The organism is Kitasatospora sp. NPDC058243, assembly GCF_042882025.1.
Taxonomy (GTDB): domain Bacteria; phylum Actinomycetota; class Actinomycetes; order Streptomycetales; family Streptomycetaceae; genus Kitasatospora.
Window position 1 is genome coordinate 171,301 of the sequence record NZ_JBHVWW010000001.1, and the last position, 18,107, is coordinate 189,407.

General features: G+C 69.6%; 18 protein-coding genes and 1 pseudogene. 11 read left to right on the forward strand and 8 right to left on the reverse strand.

Annotated elements, in window-relative coordinates:
• Positions 1–95: 95 nt before the first annotated feature.
• On the forward strand, positions 96–1,757 hold the full coding sequence (gene lysS / locus ACFVX9_RS00685) for a lysine--tRNA ligase (protein WP_387979654.1): 1,662 nt from the start codon (positions 96–98) through the stop codon (positions 1,755–1,757).
• An 87-nt stretch (positions 1,758–1,844) separates the two neighbouring features.
• Here lysS and ACFVX9_RS00690 read toward each other — a convergent pair whose 3' ends face one another.
• From ACFVX9_RS00690 to ACFVX9_RS00720, 7 genes are read right to left on the reverse strand one after another with little or no spacing between them, the layout of a single operon-like run.
• Positions 1,845–2,384 (reverse strand): AAA family ATPase, encoded by a 540-nt coding sequence (locus tag ACFVX9_RS00690; RefSeq protein ID WP_387979656.1) that lies wholly within the window; start codon positions 2,382–2,384, stop codon positions 1,845–1,847.
• Between the two features lie 27 nt (positions 2,385–2,411).
• Positions 2,412–3,257 (reverse strand): class I SAM-dependent methyltransferase, encoded by an 846-nt coding sequence (locus tag ACFVX9_RS00695; RefSeq protein ID WP_387979658.1) that lies wholly within the window; start codon positions 3,255–3,257, stop codon positions 2,412–2,414.
• On the reverse strand, positions 3,254–5,020 hold the full coding sequence (locus tag ACFVX9_RS00700) for an amino acid--tRNA ligase-related protein (protein ID WP_387979660.1): 1,767 nt from the start codon (positions 5,018–5,020) through the stop codon (positions 3,254–3,256). The genes ACFVX9_RS00695 and ACFVX9_RS00700 overlap by 4 nt, the downstream gene beginning before the upstream one ends.
• The gene (locus ACFVX9_RS00705) at positions 5,017–5,670 is read right to left on the reverse strand and encodes a hypothetical protein (RefSeq protein WP_387979662.1); all 654 of its coding nucleotides are present in this window, start codon (positions 5,668–5,670) and stop codon (positions 5,017–5,019) included. Before ACFVX9_RS00705 ends, ACFVX9_RS00700 begins: the two co-directional genes overlap by 4 nt.
• On the reverse strand, positions 5,663–6,202 hold the full coding sequence (gene dcd / locus ACFVX9_RS00710) for a dCTP deaminase (RefSeq protein WP_387979664.1): 540 nt from the start codon (positions 6,200–6,202) through the stop codon (positions 5,663–5,665). The genes ACFVX9_RS00705 and dcd overlap by 8 nt, the downstream gene beginning before the upstream one ends.
• The gene (locus tag ACFVX9_RS00715; RefSeq protein ID WP_387979666.1) at positions 6,199–6,702 is read right to left on the reverse strand and encodes a deoxycytidine deaminase; all 504 of its coding nucleotides are present in this window, start codon (positions 6,700–6,702) and stop codon (positions 6,199–6,201) included. Before ACFVX9_RS00715 ends, dcd begins: the two co-directional genes overlap by 4 nt.
• Entirely contained in the window at positions 6,699–7,913 is a 1,215-nt protein-coding gene (locus ACFVX9_RS00720; RefSeq protein WP_387979668.1) for a cytochrome P450, read from the reverse strand. The genes ACFVX9_RS00715 and ACFVX9_RS00720 overlap by 4 nt, the downstream gene beginning before the upstream one ends.
• A gap of 313 nt (positions 7,914–8,226) precedes the next feature.
• On the opposite strand from ACFVX9_RS00720, the gene ACFVX9_RS00725 reads away from it, so the two are divergent.
• The 8 genes from ACFVX9_RS00725 (at position 8,227) to ACFVX9_RS00760 (ending at position 16,212) form a co-directional block, all read left to right on the forward strand.
• Positions 8,227–9,084 (forward strand): helix-turn-helix domain-containing protein, encoded by an 858-nt coding sequence (locus tag ACFVX9_RS00725; RefSeq protein WP_387979670.1) that lies wholly within the window; start codon positions 8,227–8,229, stop codon positions 9,082–9,084.
• Positions 9,081–9,380 carry a DUF397 domain-containing protein gene (locus ACFVX9_RS00730; RefSeq protein ID WP_387979672.1) on the forward strand — a complete coding sequence of 100 codons (300 nt, stop codon included), beginning with the start codon at positions 9,081–9,083 and terminating at the stop codon, positions 9,378–9,380. Before ACFVX9_RS00725 ends, ACFVX9_RS00730 begins: the two co-directional genes overlap by 4 nt.
• A gap of 154 nt (positions 9,381–9,534) precedes the next feature.
• Entirely contained in the window at positions 9,535–10,887 is a 1,353-nt protein-coding gene (locus ACFVX9_RS00735) for a helix-turn-helix domain-containing protein (protein ID WP_387979674.1), read from the forward strand.
• Positions 10,884–11,771 (forward strand): phosphotransferase enzyme family protein, encoded by an 888-nt coding sequence (locus ACFVX9_RS00740; protein ID WP_387979676.1) that lies wholly within the window; start codon positions 10,884–10,886, stop codon positions 11,769–11,771. The genes ACFVX9_RS00735 and ACFVX9_RS00740 overlap by 4 nt, the downstream gene beginning before the upstream one ends.
• Positions 11,772–12,066: 295 nt before the next feature.
• Entirely contained in the window at positions 12,067–12,456 is a 390-nt protein-coding gene (locus tag ACFVX9_RS00745) for a roadblock/LC7 domain-containing protein (RefSeq protein WP_387979678.1), read from the forward strand.
• Entirely contained in the window at positions 12,453–13,919 is a 1,467-nt protein-coding gene (locus ACFVX9_RS00750; RefSeq protein ID WP_387979680.1) for a hypothetical protein, read from the forward strand. Before ACFVX9_RS00745 ends, ACFVX9_RS00750 begins: the two co-directional genes overlap by 4 nt.
• Before the next feature lie 36 nt (positions 13,920–13,955).
• Positions 13,956–14,468, forward strand: a complete 513-nt coding sequence (locus ACFVX9_RS00755) for a LuxR C-terminal-related transcriptional regulator (RefSeq protein WP_387979682.1) — start codon at positions 13,956–13,958, stop codon at positions 14,466–14,468.
• Positions 14,469–14,688: 220 nt separating this feature from the next.
• Positions 14,689–16,212 (forward strand): LuxR C-terminal-related transcriptional regulator, encoded by a 1,524-nt coding sequence (locus ACFVX9_RS00760; RefSeq protein WP_387979684.1) that lies wholly within the window; start codon positions 14,689–14,691, stop codon positions 16,210–16,212.
• Here the strand turns inward: ACFVX9_RS00760 and ACFVX9_RS00765 are convergent.
• Positions 16,197–16,787: a hypothetical protein gene (locus ACFVX9_RS00765; protein WP_387979686.1), complete on the reverse strand. Its 591-nt coding sequence runs from the start codon at positions 16,785–16,787 to the stop codon at positions 16,197–16,199. The genes ACFVX9_RS00760 and ACFVX9_RS00765 overlap by 16 nt on opposite strands.
• Positions 16,788–16,885: 98 nt before the next feature.
• Here ACFVX9_RS00765 and ACFVX9_RS00770 point away from each other — a divergent pair.
• Positions 16,886–17,047, forward strand: a pseudogene (locus tag ACFVX9_RS00770) (pirin family protein); the annotation flags it as partial.
• A gap of 506 nt (positions 17,048–17,553) precedes the next feature.
• Positions 17,554–17,910, forward strand: a complete 357-nt coding sequence (locus tag ACFVX9_RS00775; protein ID WP_350876292.1) for a beta/gamma crystallin domain-containing protein — start codon at positions 17,554–17,556, stop codon at positions 17,908–17,910.
• The last annotated feature ends 197 nt before the right edge of the window (positions 17,911–18,107 follow it).

The following is an 18,107-nucleotide window of genomic DNA, read 5'->3' on the forward strand; positions in this document are numbered from 1 at the left end:
GGAACTCTCACGCCCTGTCGCGGCGCGGTCCTAGCCGGGTTAAACCACCTCTACCCTATTAACAACTGAACGTCCATCAGCTGGAGGATCTTGACATGAGCGTGAAGCAAGGTGATTGGGTGGCCGCGGCTGCGGACCAGGTGATCGCCGAGGGCAAACGCCGTGGCGGGGCTCCACTGGTGTGCGCGTCCGGGATCAGTCCGTCCGGCCCAGTGCATCTTGGGAACCTTCGCGAGATCATGGTGCCGCACTTTGTGGCGGACGAACTTCGGCGCCGGGGACTGGAGTGCCGCCATGTGCTGTCCTGGGACGACTACGACCGGCTCCGGAAGGTGCCGGCCGGTGTCCCCGCGAACTTCGCCGAACACATCGGCCGCCCGCTGACCGCAGTGCCCGACCCGTGTGGAGAACACGAGAGCTGGGCGGAGCACTTCAAGGCTCCGCTCCGCACGGCGCTGGCCAAGCTGGGTGTCGAGGTCGACGAGATCAGCCAGACGCAGATGTATACCTCTGGTGCCTACCGCGAGCAGATCGTTCACGCGATGCGCCACCGGCAGCAGATCGACGGCGTCCTCGGCCGGTACCGCACGAAGAAGGTCGTCGCCGAGGATGACGTGGAGCAGGACGAGGAGGACCTGGCCGCTACCAGTGCCGGAGGTTACTACCCCTACCGGCCCTACTGCGAGGTCTGCGACCGGGATTCCACCATGGTCACCGACTTCGACGACGCCAGCACGGAAATCCGGTACCGGTGCGAGTGTGGCCACGAAGGCGGCTTCGCCCTGTCCGGGACCGACAGCGGAAAGCTGGTCTGGAAAGTCGACTGGCCGATGCGCTGGGCGTTCGAGGGCGTGACCTTCGAGGCAGGCGGCGTCGACCATTCATCCCCCGGGTCGAGCTTCACCGTCGGCTCGCAGTTGGTGCGCGAGGTGTTCGACGGTCTCCCGCCGTCCTACCTCGGTTATTCCTTCGTCGGTATCAGCGGCATGGCGAAGATGAGCAGCTCGAAGGGCGGTGTGCCCACCCCGATCGACATCCTGGAAGTCGTGGAGCCCCCGGTGCTGCGGTGGCTCTACAACCGCCGTCAGCCGCGACAGTCGTTCCAGATCGCCCTGGACGGCGAGATTCTGCGGCTCTACGACGAGTGGGACGCGCTCGGACGCAAGGTAGAGGCGGGCACGGCCACGGATCTTGAGTCAGCGGTGCGGGCCCGTTCGGTCGGTCCGGCGGCCGGGTCTCTGCCGTCCACCCCGCATCCGCTGCCATTCCGCACGCTCGCGTCGGTGGCAGACGTGGCGGCCGGCGATCCGGAACAGACCCTGCGCATCCTGCGGGACTTCACCATCGAGGAACCGTTGGCGAGCTTGGAGGAGGCCCGGCCCAGGCTCGACCGCGCGCAGGCGTGGGTGACCACCTACGTTCCGGCCGAGGACCGTACCCAGGTGCGCACCGAGCCAGACCGGGAGCGGCTGGAGCAGCTGGCTCCGGCCCAGCGGGAGGCGTTGAAGCTGCTGTTGGACGGTCTGGACGAGCACTGGTCGCTCACCGGGCTGACCTCCCTGGTGTACGGGGTGCCGAAGATCCAGGCAGGGTTGCCGCTGGACGTCGCCGCGTCGCCGGAGCTGAAGTTGGCCCAGCGGGAGCTGTTCGTGCTGCTGTACGAGCTGCTGGTGGGCCGGGACACCGGCCCCCGGCTTCCCACCCTGCTGCTGGCGCTCGGGGCGGACCGAATTCGCTCCCTGCTGACCGTCGCGTAGCCGGGGGCGGCTGGCACCGGCCTCGTGGCTGAAGAGGTAGAGGGCCGGGACGGAGCCTGTTGCTCTGTCCCGGCCCTCGGTGTGCGGTCAGACTGCGGGCCGGAGTCCGGTGCGGGTGAGGACCTCGTCGGCGATCTCGGCGGCCGGACGGTGTTCGGTGTCGATGTGGTCGGCGAATCCGGGCTGCCCCAGGGCTTCGAGGCAGCGTTCGACCTGGTTGCCCTCCCAGCTGAGCGGTCCCCACTTGTCAGGGCCTTCGCCGCGTTCGCGCAGGCGTTCGCGGATGGTGGCGGCCGTGGCGAGCAGGGTGAAGTGCCGGACGTCGTGGCCGGCGTCGCGCAGGGGCTGGACGATCCGGTCGAAGACTTTGCGACGGGCGATGGTCATGGGGACGATGATCGGGCGCCCGTAGGCGCGGGCGGCGTGGTCGAGCATGCAGTGGGTGAGCGGCGGCCAGACCGGTTCCAGCTCGAACTCCTCGGTGCGCAGGGGTTCGGGGAGTTGGGTCCAGAGCATGTGGCCGATGGCCTCGGGGTTGATGACCAGGGCCTGGGGCAGGCGTTCGGCGAGCAGGCCGGTGGTGGTGCTCTTGCCGACGCCGAACGGGCCGTTGACGAAGACGATCACTCGGATGTGGTGCCTTTCGCTGGGTGGTCAGAAGAGTTCGACGTAGCGGTCCGGGTGGGCGCCGGCGTCGTAGCGCAGGACGAGCACGGTGTAGCGCTGGTGGGCGCGCAACGTGTTGGTGGCGTGCTTGATCTCGCGCAGGCGATCGGTCATGGCGGTGCGGACGGCGGGGTCGGTGTTGCCGCTCTGGGCGCAGGCTCGGTCGACGGTGGACTGGCAATAGTGCTCGATGGCGTCGTCGGGCTCGGGGGTGAGGGTGTGGTCGGCCTGGTGGAGGACGTCGAGGCCGGCGAAGAGAGCAAGGGCCTGGTGGCGGGTTTCCATGGGGCTGGTGATGCCGAAGACGTCGCGGCGGACGGCGGCGGCGTGGTCGGGCAGGAACTCGGGGGCCCAGAACGGTGCGGCGAGGACGTATCCGCCGTTGTCGAGGAAGCCGAGCAGCCGGTTCGCCATGGCGGGCGGGTCGGGGAAGAAGCCGAGGGCCGCGCCGACGGCGATGTGGCTGTAGGTGTGGTCAGGCTGGTAGGTGGTGCCGTCGGCCTGGTGGTAGGTGAGCTGGAGAGTGGGGTCAAGGAGGCGGTGGTTGTAGCGGGCGAGGTTGACCGAGTCGTGGCTGAGGTCGAAGCCGGTGGTGGTGCAGCCGGTGAGGCGGGCGAGTTCGCGCGAGGTGAAGCCGGTGGTGCAGGCGACGTCGAGGAGGCGGTGGTGCGGGCCGAGGCGGGAGTGCAGGGCCCAGGTGTTGAGCGTGGCGTGGGCGCCGGGCATCACGTTGGTCTGGTTGATCATGGCGACGAAGTCGGGGTAGCTGGCGGCCCGGACGGCTTCGGCGGACCTGGGTACCGTGGGCAGGGGCCAGGTGGGCGTGGTGGTCATGGAGTCCTCTCTGTGGCGCGCAGCGCGGGGGTTCGGCCCTGGGCCGGTACGGGGGTGGGGCGGAGGCCGGCCAGGCGGGTGATGCTCATGCCGAAACCGACGCACGGGGGAAGTCCGTTGTCGTACAGGTCGATGACCTGCTGGTAGGTGCGGTGGGCGGGGTGGCGGTCGGCCGCGAACTGCGCGGCGAAGGCGTCGGCCAGTCGGTGGGGGTCGCGTTCGTTGGCGGCGATCTCGGCGAGTTCGAGGCCGTCGGAGTAGAGCCAGATGCGCTGGGCGCGCCGACCGATGCCGGCGATCAGCGGTGAGGCCGGGCCGGGGATGTCGGTGATCGCGGTCAGGCCGCGCAGTTGCTGGCGGACGCTGTGGCGCCACAGGCGCCGGGCGAGGCGGTCGAGGTCGTCGGTGTGCTCGGCGGTGTACGGGGTGCGCTCGGCAGCCAAGGCCCGGACTGCGGTGGCGTCGGTCGAGTCGATGCCGGTGATCTCGTGGAAGGCGTCGTCGAAGCTCTGGTGGGTCAGCGGGGCGGTGAGGCCGGTGGTGGCGGTGACGAGGTCGGCGAGGTAGACGGTGGCCTGGTCGAGGGTGAGGTCGGCGGCGTACGCCTCCAGCATCACGAACTCGGCGGTAGGACGACCGCGTTGGCCCTCGTTGCGGAAACTCGGGCCGATCTCGTAGCAGCGGGCGGTGCCAACCGCGATGACGGCGAGCAGGTCGAGTTCGGTGGTGACGCGCAGGTACTGGCGGCGTCCGGCGGCGTACGCCCAGGTGGTGAACGGCCGTGCGGCGCCGCCGAAGTAGCCGTCGGTGAGGACGGGGCTGATCGTCTCGCGGAAGCCGCCCGCGGCGAGGTGCGCGCGCAGCGGGCCGAGGAGCGGGGTGAGGAGGGCGCTGCCAGGTAACGGCGGTGGGACTCCGGGCTCGTGGTGCTCCAGGTGGCGGACGAACAGGGTCGGGCGGCCGGTGCGGCTGGTGGCGCAGGTGCCCCGGACGGTGACGAGGTCGCCGGCGTGCAGGTCGGTGGCGATGGTGGGGTCGAAGGCGAACTGGGCGTCGTGGCGGTCCCAGGCGACGTCGGCGAAGGCGATGTGGCTGTGAGTGCGGACCGCGGTGATGCGCCCGGACAGGGTGAGGACTTGGCCGGGGGCCGGCCAGAGGTCCCAGTCGGCGAGTGGGAGCGGTTCGGGGTGGCGTTCGCGGGTGTGGGTGCGGCTTCGAGGGGCCGGGGCGAGCGGGTCATCGAGGGCGGTGAGGGTCAGCAGCAGGGTGACCGGGTCGTCGGTGCGGGGGTCGAGGAGCCATGTGGTGCGGCGGATCAGGTCGCGGTGCAGGTAGCCGTCGGTGTCGGGAAGCAGGTGCAGGAGGTGGAGGACCGCAGCGGCGCGCAGAGCGGTCAGACGGCAGGGGATGGTGGCGGTGAGCGCGTGGGTGGCGGCGGCCAACCGGGCAGGATCGGCGGGGCCGTGGGGCCAGGGCGGTCGGCCGGGTTCGGCGGCGGTCGCGAGGGTGTGGTGGAGGATGTCGAGTTCACGCGGGCCCCGGGCGGGCGGGCCGGCGTGGAGGGTGACGGCGGGGTGGGGGCCATGGCTGAGAAGGCGGGCGATGCCTGCCAGGAGTTCATCGGCGCCGTCGGCGGGGTGGGTGGTGAACAGCACGGCGGCGGCGCCGAGCAGTTCGGTGGGCGCGTCCCACGTCGTGGGTTCGGTGGAGCTGTGCGTGGCGACGATGGCATCGGCCAGGGTGGCGAGGCCGGTGGTGGTCATGTCGTCTCCGATTCGGTGGGGCCGGGGCGCCACCAGGCGACGGGCGGGTCACCAGGGTTGATTGCGGCGACGAACTTGGACGCCTCGGTGGTCCCTTGGGCAAGGTCGGAGTCGTAGGGGGTGCCGGCGGCGTGGTGGGCGTCGCGGATGCGCTCCCGGATGGCGGGCGCGATGACTGTGCCCTTGGGGGTGGCGTGCCGGTCGAAGGAGTGGACGGGCTGGAAGAGGAGGAAGGTGGAGTCCGAGCCGTGGGTGGAGCGGGGGGAGGTGTCGGGGTAGCAGGAGGCGAAGACGACGAGGAACCAGCGGATGTCGGCCAGCCACAACCACCAACCGTCGGCACCCGCGTGCGCGAGTTCGGCGGCCGGGTCGGCGCCTGTCGCGGCCAGTAGGCCGGTGACGGTTTTCCGGACGGTGGTGGCGACGGCGTCGAGGGTGGCGCCGAGACCGGGGTCGGTGAGCTGGAGGACCAGGCCGTCGAGTTCCTCGTCTTCGACGCGGCGCGCGAAGTCGGTCAGGACGGGCCCTGCCTCCAGGCCGGCCTCGTACGGTTCGGCCCCCGGGTAGGCGGGAGCGGCCTCGATGCGGGCCCGGGCGGCGAACGAGCATGCGGATCCGCGCCGGATGGGGGCGAAGCCGTCGTCAGCCACGGGTGGCCACCGCCCAGGCGTCGAGGTGGCTGCGCGAGGGCATCGGACCGTCCGCCCCCTGGTACTTGCCGCTGTACAGCTGGTCGATCTCACCGAAGGTCTCCCACCAGCTGACCTGCGCCACCAGCGTGCCGGGGTAGAGGACCGTGGGGAGGGTGGCGTACAGCTGCAGGGTGGAGCAGCCGTAGAAGCCGAGGTCGATGAGGTCAGCGGTGCAGTGGACGAACGTACCAAGGCGGGCGAACCCGGACTTGGCGTGCACGATGGGGACGAGCGCGTCGCTGCCGAAGCGCTCGACGGTGTGGCCCAGGACGAAGTCGCCGCGTTCGAGGAGGTACCCGGTCGACGGGATCTCGCGGTATTCGACCTTGGGCTCGCGCCTCGGGTCGAGGATGTCGTCCAGGTAGACACCCACGCGGCTGCCCAGCGTCAGGTCGTAGCTGTTGGTGGTGCAGCGACGGGGGTTGAACGGGTCGATCTTGATGCGGCCTTGTTCGACCTCTCGGGCGATCTGGGGTCCGGTGAGGATCACGATGGTGCTCCGATCAGCGGCTGGGACTCGCAGGCGTGGTTGAAGCGGGCGTAGGTCGCCGAGGTCGGCCGGATGAGCCCGGTGTTGCACCAGAAGGAGACCTGGCCGGCGACCATGCCGGGGTAGATCCGGATCGGCAGTGCCGCGACGATCTCCAGCGTCCAGCGGTGGCAGGACGTTGTGTGGCCGAGGTCAGCCGAGAGCTGGAGGAACAGCCCGCGGCGGCCGTTGCTGCTGCATCCGATCAGCCGCATCGCGAACAGGCTGCTGCCGATCTGCTCCTCGGTGTGCCCGAGGTACATCCGGTGCGGCTCCAGCACGTAGCCCTCGTCCGGCAGCTCCGTCTCCACAAACGTGCCGGTGCGGTCCTGGAAGACCTTCAGCCCGCGGCCCAGGTGGTAGTTGACGGAGTTGGGGTTGACCCCGGCCGGATCGTAAGGGGAGAAGACGATGTCACCCTGGGCGATGAACCGCCGGATGGCCTCGCCGGTCAGGATCACCGTTTCGCCCCCCGTTCGACCTGCACCGGCAGGAACGTCGCCGAGCGGATCACCTGCGATGCCTTCCAAGTCACCCCGTCCTCCACGTGAAGCTGACAGCCGCGCCGCAGGACGGAGCGCATCACGGCGGCCGCCTCCATGCGGGCCAGCGCGGCACCGAAGCAGGCGTGTGGGCCATGCCCGAAGCCGACGTGCGGGTTCGGGCGGCGGCCAGGCCGGAACTCCTGCGGTTCCTCGAACACCTCGGGGTCGCGGTTCGCCGATGCCTGGAGCAGCACAAGCCGTCGGCCCGCCGACACCGGAACTCCGAAGACCTCGCAGTCCTCGGCCGCCGTCCGGGCGGTGATCAGCGCCGGCCCGTCCAGGCGCAGAACCTCCTCGACGAACCCGGCGACGGACTCCGCCGACCCAGCCGCCGCTTCCGCCAGTTCCGGGTGATCCGCAATCGCGATGAGCAACGCGCCGATCAGCCCCGTCGTCGTCTCGTGGCCGCCGATCAGCAGGGCCATCAGGTTGGCCACCGCCTCCTCCAGCGTGAGGCGCTTCCCCTGCTCCTCCACCTCGACCAGGGCCGAGACGATGTCGTCGACCGCTCGGGCGCGGCGGTGCCCGATGAGGCCTGTGAAGTAGTCCCATAGGCCGGCCCAGGCGGCGGCGAGCCGATTCTCCTGGTCGCCGGTGAGGGCGGGTTCGGTGAGCAGGATGACGTCGTCGGACCACCTCTTGACGAGGCCCTGGTCGCTGTCCGGGATACCCAGCAGCGCGCAGATCGTGTGGACCGGCAGGGGTTCAGCGATACTGCGCACCGCGTCGCCGCCGCCGGCCGCCACGAACCGGGACACGAGCGCGTCCGCCGTCGCTGCGATCTGCGACTCCAGAGCGGCGATCCGCCGAGGTGCGAACGCCTTCGCCAGCAGGCCCCGCAACCGCAGGTGCTCCGGGGCATCCGCGTAGAGCACCCACGACGCGACCGGTTCGAGCACCGGGCGGAGCACCGGGCTGATCTCGTCCAGCAGGCCGGCGGCGGTCGGCGCGCACACGAAGCCCGGATGCCGCAGCAGGTGGCGGACCTCCCGATGACGCGGGAAGACGAGCCGCCCGCTGCCCAGGTCCGGACAATCGATGGCCCGAGCCCCCTCGGCCAAGGTCGCGAGCGCGGGCTCGCGCTCCGGGTCTGTGGAGAGTGCCGTCAAAACGATGCTCTGATCCATAAGTTGCCTCCCGTCCGCCCGGACGTCCGCGCAGGCCCGTCCTGGCCCGTCGCAGAGCGGACGGCTGTAGCGCCAGGTATCGGACCCGACGAGCGGCAATCGGGCTGTGGTGTAACGAGGTTCGATGGCCGACGGGGGCGCCTGCTCCGCGTTGGGTGGCGCTCGGTCCCGGTCCCGACCGTGAACCGATGATGACGCTCAGTCAGGTGAACGGCAAGAGGGTCGAAAAGGAATCTCTGTCCTTTTCGCTTAATCGGCATATGCGTGCTGCTGCCCAAGCGCTAGCCTTTCCTTGGAAAGGGGAGGTGTGCAGGTGGCCGTCGAGCCCACACCGCGGCGACGCCGACTCGGCATGGAGGTTCGACTCGCCCGGCTGCATCGCGGCTGGAGCGTTGAGGAGGCTGCCAACGAGCTGGGGTACAGCTCCGCGTCCACCATCTCGAAGATCGAGAACGGCACGCAGGGCATCAAGCTGCAACAACTGCCGCATTTTTTCGCCGTATTAGAGATCACAAGCCCTGTTGTCCAGGAAGCCTGGCGCGAGATGGTCAGGAACGCACGCGACCGCACCTGGCACCAGCAGTACCCAGGCGTCGCGGACGACCCCCTCGGCGACTACCTCGCCAACCTGGAGATCGCCGACGGCCTGTTCATCTGGTCCCCGGTGGCCGTCCACGGCCTACTCCAGGATGATGACTACGAGTTGGCCGTGATCATCGCCGGCCGTGCCTGGAAGAGCGACGCCGACATCCAGCGCTTCATCACCGTACGCCGGAACAGCCGCCGTGCCGCGCTCTCCCGCAAGACCCCGCTCCCAATCTGGGCGGTACTCACAGAGGCCCAACTGCGGCAGGAGGTTGGCGGCCGGGCAACGGTCCGCGCGCAGGTACTGCACCTGATCGAACTCGCCAGCACCCACCGGAACATCGTCATCCAAGTCATCCCGCTGTCGCACGGCGCACACGCCGGCTGTGACGGTCCGTTCATGGCCTGGACGTTCCCGACCGGCCACGATTCGGTCACCATCGAGGGCATGAAAACCGCCCTCCACCTCAACGACCCCGCAACGGTCGCGGACTACCGCACCACAAGCGATCACCTGAAGACGGACGCCCTTCCGCCGAGGGAATCGCTCGAACTTCTCGCTCAAATCGCCAAGGATCTCTCGTGACCCACGACGCCCACACCTCCTCTGCTGACTACAGCAGCATCATCTCCGCCGACGAGAAGAACCACCTCGATCCAACGTGGGTCAAGGACCAGCTGGAACGAGCGGAGTGGATGACGGCCAGCACCGGCGGAAGCAACTGCCTCGAAGTTGCATTCCTGGATCGCGGGATCGTCAGCTTCCGCGACTCCCTGAACCCGGACAAGGACCCGCTGATCCTGGCATGGGGTGAGTGGGCTGACTTCCTCGTCGGAGCGAAGGCCGGCCGGTTTGATCGCACCACAGCCCCCACCGCCTAACCTCGGGCCGCGTCGCCCGTCACGCAGCGCCGTCGCAGCTTGCCCTCGGACTGCCACGGAGTGAAACCATTATCAATGCCCGGTCTACGGGTAAGTCCATCCCTGCCGATGGGGACACAGCGGTCGTCCCCTTCGACAGGCCGAAGGGGACGAGATGGCGGCACGGCCCAACGCACTGCATCCGGAGCGTTCGCCTGAGGAGTGGCTGGGCAACGAGATCCGGCAGTGGCGCATGTTGCGCGGGTACGGACAGGACCAGCTGGGTGCGTTGGTGCACCTCAGCGGCGATTTGATCGGCAAGATGGAGCGCGGAGAACGCACCTGTCTACCGGAGCACGCCGAGGCGCTCGACGTCGCACTGGATACCGGCGGGGCGTTGACTCGCAGCCTGGTGCTGGTGCAGATGCGGTTGGATAAGCTGCGTGATGGGGACAGTTTTGCCGCCGAGGTCGCGCAGACTCCCCAACTGCCTCCGCCGGTCAGCACACTGGAACCCATGGGGCGACGCGCGTCCGTAGCCGCAGGCGGGCTGTTAGCCGAAGCCTTGACCCCGATCACCGCCTCAACCGTGCTCCCTCTGCTGGAGGCAGGGACGCCAGTGCGTCCGGGGGACGTGACCCATGTCCAGTCAGCTGCCGTGGCCCTGCGCGGTTCGGACAACCTGTACGGCGGAGGCGGCCTCGTGCGAGCAACCGCCATCGCACAGTTCCACTGGGCCCGCAGCCTGACGTCGGCGCCCTGCGACGAGGCGCTGCGAGCCAAGCTGCTCACCGCGGCCAGCCGCCTCGCCTCCGCCACCGGGGCCGTCCTGTTGGACGCCGGCGAACACGGCGACTCTCGCCGGTGCCTTCATTGGGCGACCGAGCTGGCGGAGGAAGTAGGAGACTGGTCCGCGAGAGCCGTCTCCTACAACCTGCGTTCCCGCCTGGCCAGTTGGTGCGAACGGCACGACGACGGCGTCACTTTGGCGGAGATGGGCCTGGTTCGATCTGACCGCCTCTCCGCGGCCGAGCGCGCCATGCTGCACAACGCGGCCGCCCGCGCGCACGCCAAAATGGGGAACCGCCAGGCCGCGCTCACAGCCATCGGGATGTCCGATGAGGAGTACACCCGACTCCGCACGGACCAGGAAGTGTCGTGGATGGCCTACTACGACAGTGCCCAGCACCACGGCGACACCGGCCACGCCGCCTACGACCTCGCGCTCGCCGGCTACCAGGTCGACGACGCAATCACCAGACTCAGGACTGCTGTTGACGGTCACGCGCAGTCCTTCGCCCGATCTCGTACGTTCAGCCGAACCAAGCTGGCAGGCCTGCTGCTGGCCATCGGCAACCCCGAGACCGCGCTGCCGGAAGCCGAGCTGGCCGTGGCCGAGGTCGCCCAGCTCCGTTCACAGCGGGCCGTACAGGATCTGCACGACCTGGCGGTCCTCGCCAGCCGGTACGGCCGGAACGCTGGCCTCCAGGGCTTGCGTGCCCAGATCGCCGCTACGGTGGACGGGTGACCACAGCCAGCAGCTCCCATGCCGTCCTGCTCAAGGCATGCGCCGGCGTCGGCCTGTCCGCCGAGGGCGCGGAGTTGATCCGGCTGGGCGAGAACGCGTTGTGGCGGCTCCGTGCGGGCCTCGTGGCCCGCGTCGCTAGGAGCGGCCAGTGGCCGGTGGCGGTGCGGGAGATCGCGGTGGCTCGCTGGCTCCACGAGAACGGCATGCCGGTCGTTCGGCCGGTGGAGGAACTGGCCGAGCCCATCGTCTGCGTCGACGGTCGCCCTGTCACCTTCTGGTACGAGCTGCCGCTCCACCGGCCGGGGACCGGCGTCGACATGGCGCCGCTCCTGCGCCAGCTGCACCAGCTGCCGGTGCCCGGGCACATCAACCTAGGTGTCCTCGACCCCCTTGTCCGGATCGCCGAACGGATAGACGAAGCAGTGACGCTCGAACCACAGCAGCGTGACTGGCTCCAGGGGCACCTCGCGGACCTCCAGGCTGCCTGGGACGAGATTCCTGATGAGGCTTCACACCGAGTGATCCACGGGGACGCCTGGGGCGGCAACACCGCGGTCGCCAAGACCACCACCTACCTCCTCGACTTCGAACGGACCTCCGTCGGCCCGCCCGAGTGGGACCTGGCGACGATAGCGACCGGCTTCACCTCGTTCGGCAGCGTGACCGCGAAGCAGTACGACGCCATCTGCACCACCTACGGCGCCGACGTCACCACCTGGCCGGGCTACCCGCTTCTGCGTAACCTCCGCGAGCTACGGGTCACCTGCTTCGCTCTCCAGCTCGCTACCGCAGACCCGACGCGGCACCGCGCTCAGGCGCACTACCGCCTCGCCTGTATCCAAGGACGCGAGGGCAACCGCCCGTGGGGCTGGACGGCCATCTGATCTCGCCGGGCGCGAGCCCGCGTCGCGCTCCGATCGTCCCCTGAACTCGCCGAGGGGCGTTACACCGGCTCGCGCCCGTACGGCCTTTCGAGGGCGCCGCCGTCACCCATGGGGACAGCCGACGCGTCCCCATCCACCCCCTCGCGCTCACACCACCTTCCTCGTCACTCTGGTCGTGTCCTGCCCGAACTCGGGTTTGGCGCGGGCTCCTTGCCTCGTCGCCAACCCGTGAATCGGCGCCTGCCGGGTCAGGCCCGTCCTGTCGGCCTCGATCCTCACCACCCGGAGGTTCACTGTGCTCCGCCCCCAGTTCCTGAACGACCTGGTCACCGGCACCGCCGGTGTCGTCGCCGCCATCCACGTCAGCCCCGAAGGCCTGGTGCTCGGCACCTCGCCCGGGATCGGCACCAGCGAGGCCGACCACTGGGCGGCGGTGATGGCAACCCTCAACGCCGCGAGCAGGCACAGCTCCGACATCATCGGTCGCCGCACCGGCGATTCCAGCCCCTGGGGCCACGCCGTGATCGAGGACCGCTTCGGCCGCACGCTGATTCTGGTCGGCGCCAGCGACGGCTCGATGCTCTCCGTGGTGTGCGCTACGACGGACAACAGCCACTTGGGAGAGATCGCCTTCCGCCTCGTCCAACTGGCGGACGACGGCCTCACCGTGACGGTCGCAGCATGAGCGGGACTTCGGCGGCGGTCACCTCCGAGACGGCGGCACGCCCCTTGCCGCTGCCCCCTGTCCTCTCGGCCGTCCACTTCCCCGACCCGCACAGTCCCGGCATGGCCGGGTTGACCTCCTACCTCGCCCGGCGGCACGCGAAGGTGACGGCCTCGCCGTCGCACGCTGGCCCTCGCCCAGAGCTGCTGCAGCGCCTCGAACGCGCTGGTCCCGAGCTGCGAACGGCGAACCCGGGCACGGCCTCGATGATCTGGGGCGGGGACAACGCTGCGGTCCGCGACGTGCTGGACCACGCCATTGGTCGTGGCCTTCCCGTCATGGGCTACGCGAGGGCGGTCGAGTTGGTGGCCGGCACGACACCGACCACCGTAGCCGTCGCGGGCAGCCGCTCCACGACCATGGCCGCCGCCGCGCTCACCCGTGCGCTCACCGGCCGCGATCCGGGGTGGATCCTCACCGAGGCGCCGGTGGGCGACTCCATCGGCCACGACGGTGACGGGGAGGTCTTGGTGGTGGACCTGTGCCCGGACAGCTCCTGCCATGAGGCCTCTCCACCTGGATGGCGCTGGCGCACCTTGGGCGAGGGCCTGAGTCCGACCGTCACGCTGGTGACTGCCGTGGACGCGGCACCACCGTGCTTCTGGAACCAGGCGGAGGCGATGGATCAGATGGAGGTCCTCGCCCGACGGAGCGCGGCAGTGGTGCTGTGGGCCACCCAGCCCGGCTGCCAGGAGCTCGCGGACCAGCTCCGCCGTCGGCCGGGGCCGAGGGTAGTGACCGTCGGCCGAGGTACTGATGTGGACGTGCAAGCCCTCGGGAGGCTCTGGACCGGGGAGGACCACCGAGTCACCGTTCGGGCCGGGGGCGAGCGCCACGCTTTCACCGCGCCGGTCGCCGGGACGAACTCCGCCATGGCCGTGACGGCGGCGTTCGCCGCAGGCTGGGCACTTGGCGTTCCCGGTGCCGAACTGATCGACGGGTTGGGTACGTTCACCGGCGTCGAACGGTCGCTGACCCGGCTCGGTTCGAAATGCGGCGTCGATGTCGTGGAGTCCAGGGCTGTGCACCCGAAGGAGATCGCCGCGGACCTCCAGGGTGCCCGGATGCTCACCGAGGGCGCGGTGGTCGCCGTGTACGAGCCTTCCGGCCACCTGCGGTCGAACGCCCTCGCAGGTCTGATCGCCGACGCCCTGACCGCCGCGGACCAGACCGTTCTGCTGCCTGTCCACTCGACGTTCCCCCGCCACCAGGACCACGCCGACGGGATCGAGACCATCCTCGGCGCCAGTTCCACGGGCTCGGTCATCCGCTACGAGTCCGGCCCTCACCAACCCGGCCCCGAGTCCTTGGTCACCTCCCTCGTTCAGAGCGGCGACCTGATCCTGACCATCGGCCCCCACGCCGCCCAGCGGATCGGCCCCGCGCTGATCGCCGCTCTCGACCGTCTGCGGTCCGCTCAGTAACCGCCTCCTCCAACCCCGTTCTCCCGGAGTTCCGCCATGCCTATTTCTCTTCCCATCAAGCCGGCCCTTTCCGACGTCGACGTCCTTCTCTTGCGACAGGTGGCCGGCGGCGGCCTGCACCCCGCGATCAGCCGCGCCACCGGGATCGATGAAGACGGCGTCGGAGCCGCCATCATCACGCTGCTGACCAAGATCGGCACGACGAGGCGTTTCCACGCCGCCGCCCTGGGCGCGAGCTGGGGGTTGGTGCGACGCGAGGACGCGCACGTGAGGAACCCCACTGGCAAGACGCTGCCGCCTCGCCACATGGAGATCCTGGCCGGCCTCGTCGCCGGGGAGGATGCGGTGGCCACGGCGAAGCGTTTGGGCCTGACCGGAAACACGGTTCGGACCTACACCCAGACCATCCTGACCACGCTCGGGGTCCGGAGCCGGGAGCAGGCGGCGGCGGTGGCTGTGCTCGACGACCTGGTGCCGTTGCGGGCCCTCGGCGACGGCTGGCCGGACATGAAGCTCAGCGAGGTTCCGCAACCGGCTGGGGCGCACTGATGCCGCGCGGCGCGAGGCGGCTCGCGGGTGTGCTCCTGGGGGCATCCCGCCTTCTGCTCGTGCTCGCGACCGGGGTGGCGACCGCAGCGGAGTTCCGCCACGGCCAGGCGGTGCTGCAGGGACCGACGGTCCTGCTGAGCGTGATCCTTGTCGGCGGCCTGGTCCTGGCGCTCGCAGACCCCCTCCTACCCGTCCCCATCGGAGACACGGGGGTGGACCGATGAAGGTCATCGGTCCGCCCACGACGTTGACCGCGCACCATGTCGCGGTTCTGGAGCTGGTCGGTGAGGGGATGAGGAACGCCGAGATCGCCAAGGCCTTGCAAGTAAGCGTCGAGACCGTCAAGCGGTACCTGTCCCAGTCGTACGACCGCCTGGGCGCGGCGGGCCGACTTCACGCCTTCGTACGGGCCTGGCAGTCCGGCCAGCTCACCCTCACCAGACCGGAGGGAGAGCCGCCGGTTCTGACGGGCGAGCAGGTGCTGGTCCTGCGCATATGGGCGGTCGGCGGGACCCGACTCGACATCGCCCGCGCGCTGGACGTCGCTGAGAGCGCGGCGGAGCGCTACGAGGAGAACGTGTTGAATGCCCTGGCCGTCCAGCAACGCGTCGTTGCCGTTCGACGGGCGCTTGCACACCAACTGATCGACCCCGCTGGCGACACCCTCGCCAGCCTCACCACACCCACGGCAGCTGTTTCGGGCCAGGGCCGCACCGATCCGCGAGAGAAAGGACCAGCGGGCCGTGTATCCATGCGCCGTACCGTCCGACCCGTAGGCGATGCCCCGCCCAATCCTGGGCATGGCTCCGGCCAGGTGCTCCAGCTCGGCGACACCCTGCGGTCCGTACACGGCCTCGTCGTCCATCTGGGGGTTCTGGCCGGGCTCCCATCAACTCCGCCTCTGCTGGAGGTCCTCGCCGGGGCAACGCCCCGAGAAGCCGCGCCGCCTGTCGTTCGTCTGGTGCACCAGGCGCTGGCCCTCGACATCCCGTGTGCCCTGGTGATGCCGCGTGCGGCCGCTGATCCGGTTGGCGCCGTCTCGGTGGTGGGCCTTGCCTGCGCCTGGTCGTCCGCCGTACGTCAGGGCACGGGTGACGGCACCGCCGCCTACGTGGCAGCCGCCCACCAACTCGGTGTGGCCATGGACGAGGTCTTGGTGGTGTGCACAGTCGATCAGGCCCCTGTGGCAGCAGCGGCCGGGCCCCGCCAGGTCCTGACCACCGCGACCGTCATCCCGAGGACGGAGCCCCGGCGTGCCCCGGTGCCCGAGATCACCGAGCGGGAGCGGCAGATCGCCGAACTGGCCGCTCAGGGGCTGACCGTCCCCGAGATCGCCCGGCGGTTCCACACCGGGGAGTACTTCGTCCAGTACAGCCTGGCCGACCTGCGCCGACGGTGGGCCGTGGTGGACGACGCCCACCTGGTCGCCCGGCTGATCTCGGCCTCGCTGATCGACCCCGGGCGGATCGACGCGCCTGAGCGTCTGCCCGAACTGGACCAGGCGGGGCGGGCCGTCCTCGCCCTGATCTGCACCGGCACGCTCAGCGCAGCCGGGGCGCGCGGTGTCGGTCTGAGCCTGCGGGAAGCCCGCGCCGCCGAGGCGCACGTGGTACGGGCGTTCTCCCCGCGTCGAAGCCGTACCCACGCCGCCGCCATCGCCCTGGCCACCGGCACCGTCACCCTGACCGAACCTCCCGCCGTCCCAGCCCACTTGGAACCGAAGTGTCCTCAACCCACACGCTGACCCCCGCCGTGCGCACCCGCCGCACCCGGCCCCGCCAGGCCATCGCCGTCGAGCGGGTTCTCCGGATAGAGGCCGAGGCGGTGGGCGTCGAGCAGGATCGACTTGAGCTTGTCGAAAGCGTTGGACTGAGTCGCCAGGCCAACGCCGTTGCGCTCCATGGTCTGAATGAAGGCGTCGACCACCTTGTGGTCGAAGGTCTCCATCCGGCGGCTGTGGAAGGCCGGGTAGAGGTGGTGCTCCAGCAGGGAGTCGAGGTGCCGCAGCGAAGCCGGGGCGAGCGAGCGCTGGCCGGCCTTCCACTCCTCGGTGTACGCCCCGAAGTTCATCGCGCCGTACTTGCGGTTGCGCTCGGCCTTGCTCTGGCTCCAGGGGTTCTCGCGCTTCGCCCGGTAGATCTCGGTGAGCCGGTCGATCGCCTTGTCCCGGGTGGCGAAGCCCGACTCCTCGGTCTGCCGCCCGGAGGCGTTGCGGAAGCGGATCACGTAGGTGTGCGGGCACTTCGGCCACCGCGACTGCGGGTGCTCACAGGTCTTGAAGAAGGTGCCCATGCCACGGGCCAGGGTCCTCGGTGCCATCGTGTGCGGTCTCCATCCCGTCCAATGCTGACGTTCTGCTGACCGCGGATGGCCCGCCACACCCCTGACCTGGGAAGAATCCCGGATCACGTGGTATGTGGAACTTCATCGGGCGGTCCCACGAGGACATCGTCCAGGCTCGCGACGAGTGGCATGCCGCCACCGACCGCTTCGGCGCCGTCCAGTGCTACCCGGGCAACCGCCGCCCCGCCCCGGAGGTCCCCGGCACCCTCCTCAAGCCCCGCGGCCGCACCCGCTGACCCGCGCGTTCGACGGGAACGGAGTCGCTGCGCGCCTTGGTTGCGGGACAACCCTCAGCGAGTTCGGCCACCTCACCGCCCGGCCGGTTCGTCCTCACGCCCCCGGCGGTCGGCCGGGGGCGTGAGGACGCCACCCCGCCCTCACCCGGCAACACCCGACACGTCATGCGCGAACTCGCCAGCCCCACCCCCCTCTCCCAGCCAGGTGCCCCCAACATCTGTCGCACGCGGTCGGCGGTCGGACCATCACCCCACGTCAGAGCAGCCGGTAGGCGATCTCGGTCGACGGCTCGTCCGCCCGGCCCCGGAACCACTCGCGACACACCAGAACAACACACCCCACGCCTCGCCGAAAGTCCGGATGGAAATGACCGAGAACAAGTAAGGTCGAGGTTTGTTCGATTGACCCTCACAAAGGCGGTCTGGATACTGATCGAGCACGACGCAACCGAAACTCGTTGCGAAGCGGACTCCGATTCGAAATTTCATCCGGCTGAGGAGAATCCATGATCTCGAAAGCGAAGAAGGTCGTGAGCTCGATGGCGATGGCCTTCGCCGCGGCGGCCACGCTCACCGTGGCCGTGCCGTCCGGCAACGCCTTCGCCATCGACCACGTCCAGTGTGACGGGAGCCGCAATGACTTCCTGAAGATCTGGTCGCACCTCGACGGCCGTGACAGCGTCGACTGCTACGCGAACGGGGGGACGATCGGCTTCGGCGGGTGGTGGATCGACCGGATCTCCACGGGGAACAACGACCTGGTCTACTCCGACGCCAACGGCGACTCGGTGAGGGTCAACCGCTGGACCGACATCACGTACCCGAACCGCCCGCCGAGGGTCAACTCCATCCAAATCCTCTGACGAACCGGCGGAGCGGGACCCGAACGGAAATTCGCCCGGCCGCATCACCGCAAGTCCCCGCAGCGATTTGATCGCCGTCGAATTTTCTGTGACGTGAATTCGCTCAATTCCGGTCCACCGGCGCCGGCCATGCCCCCCAAAAGGGGGGGAGCGAAGGAAAGGGGTGTGGCGGGGTCCCCCCCAAACACAACAACAGC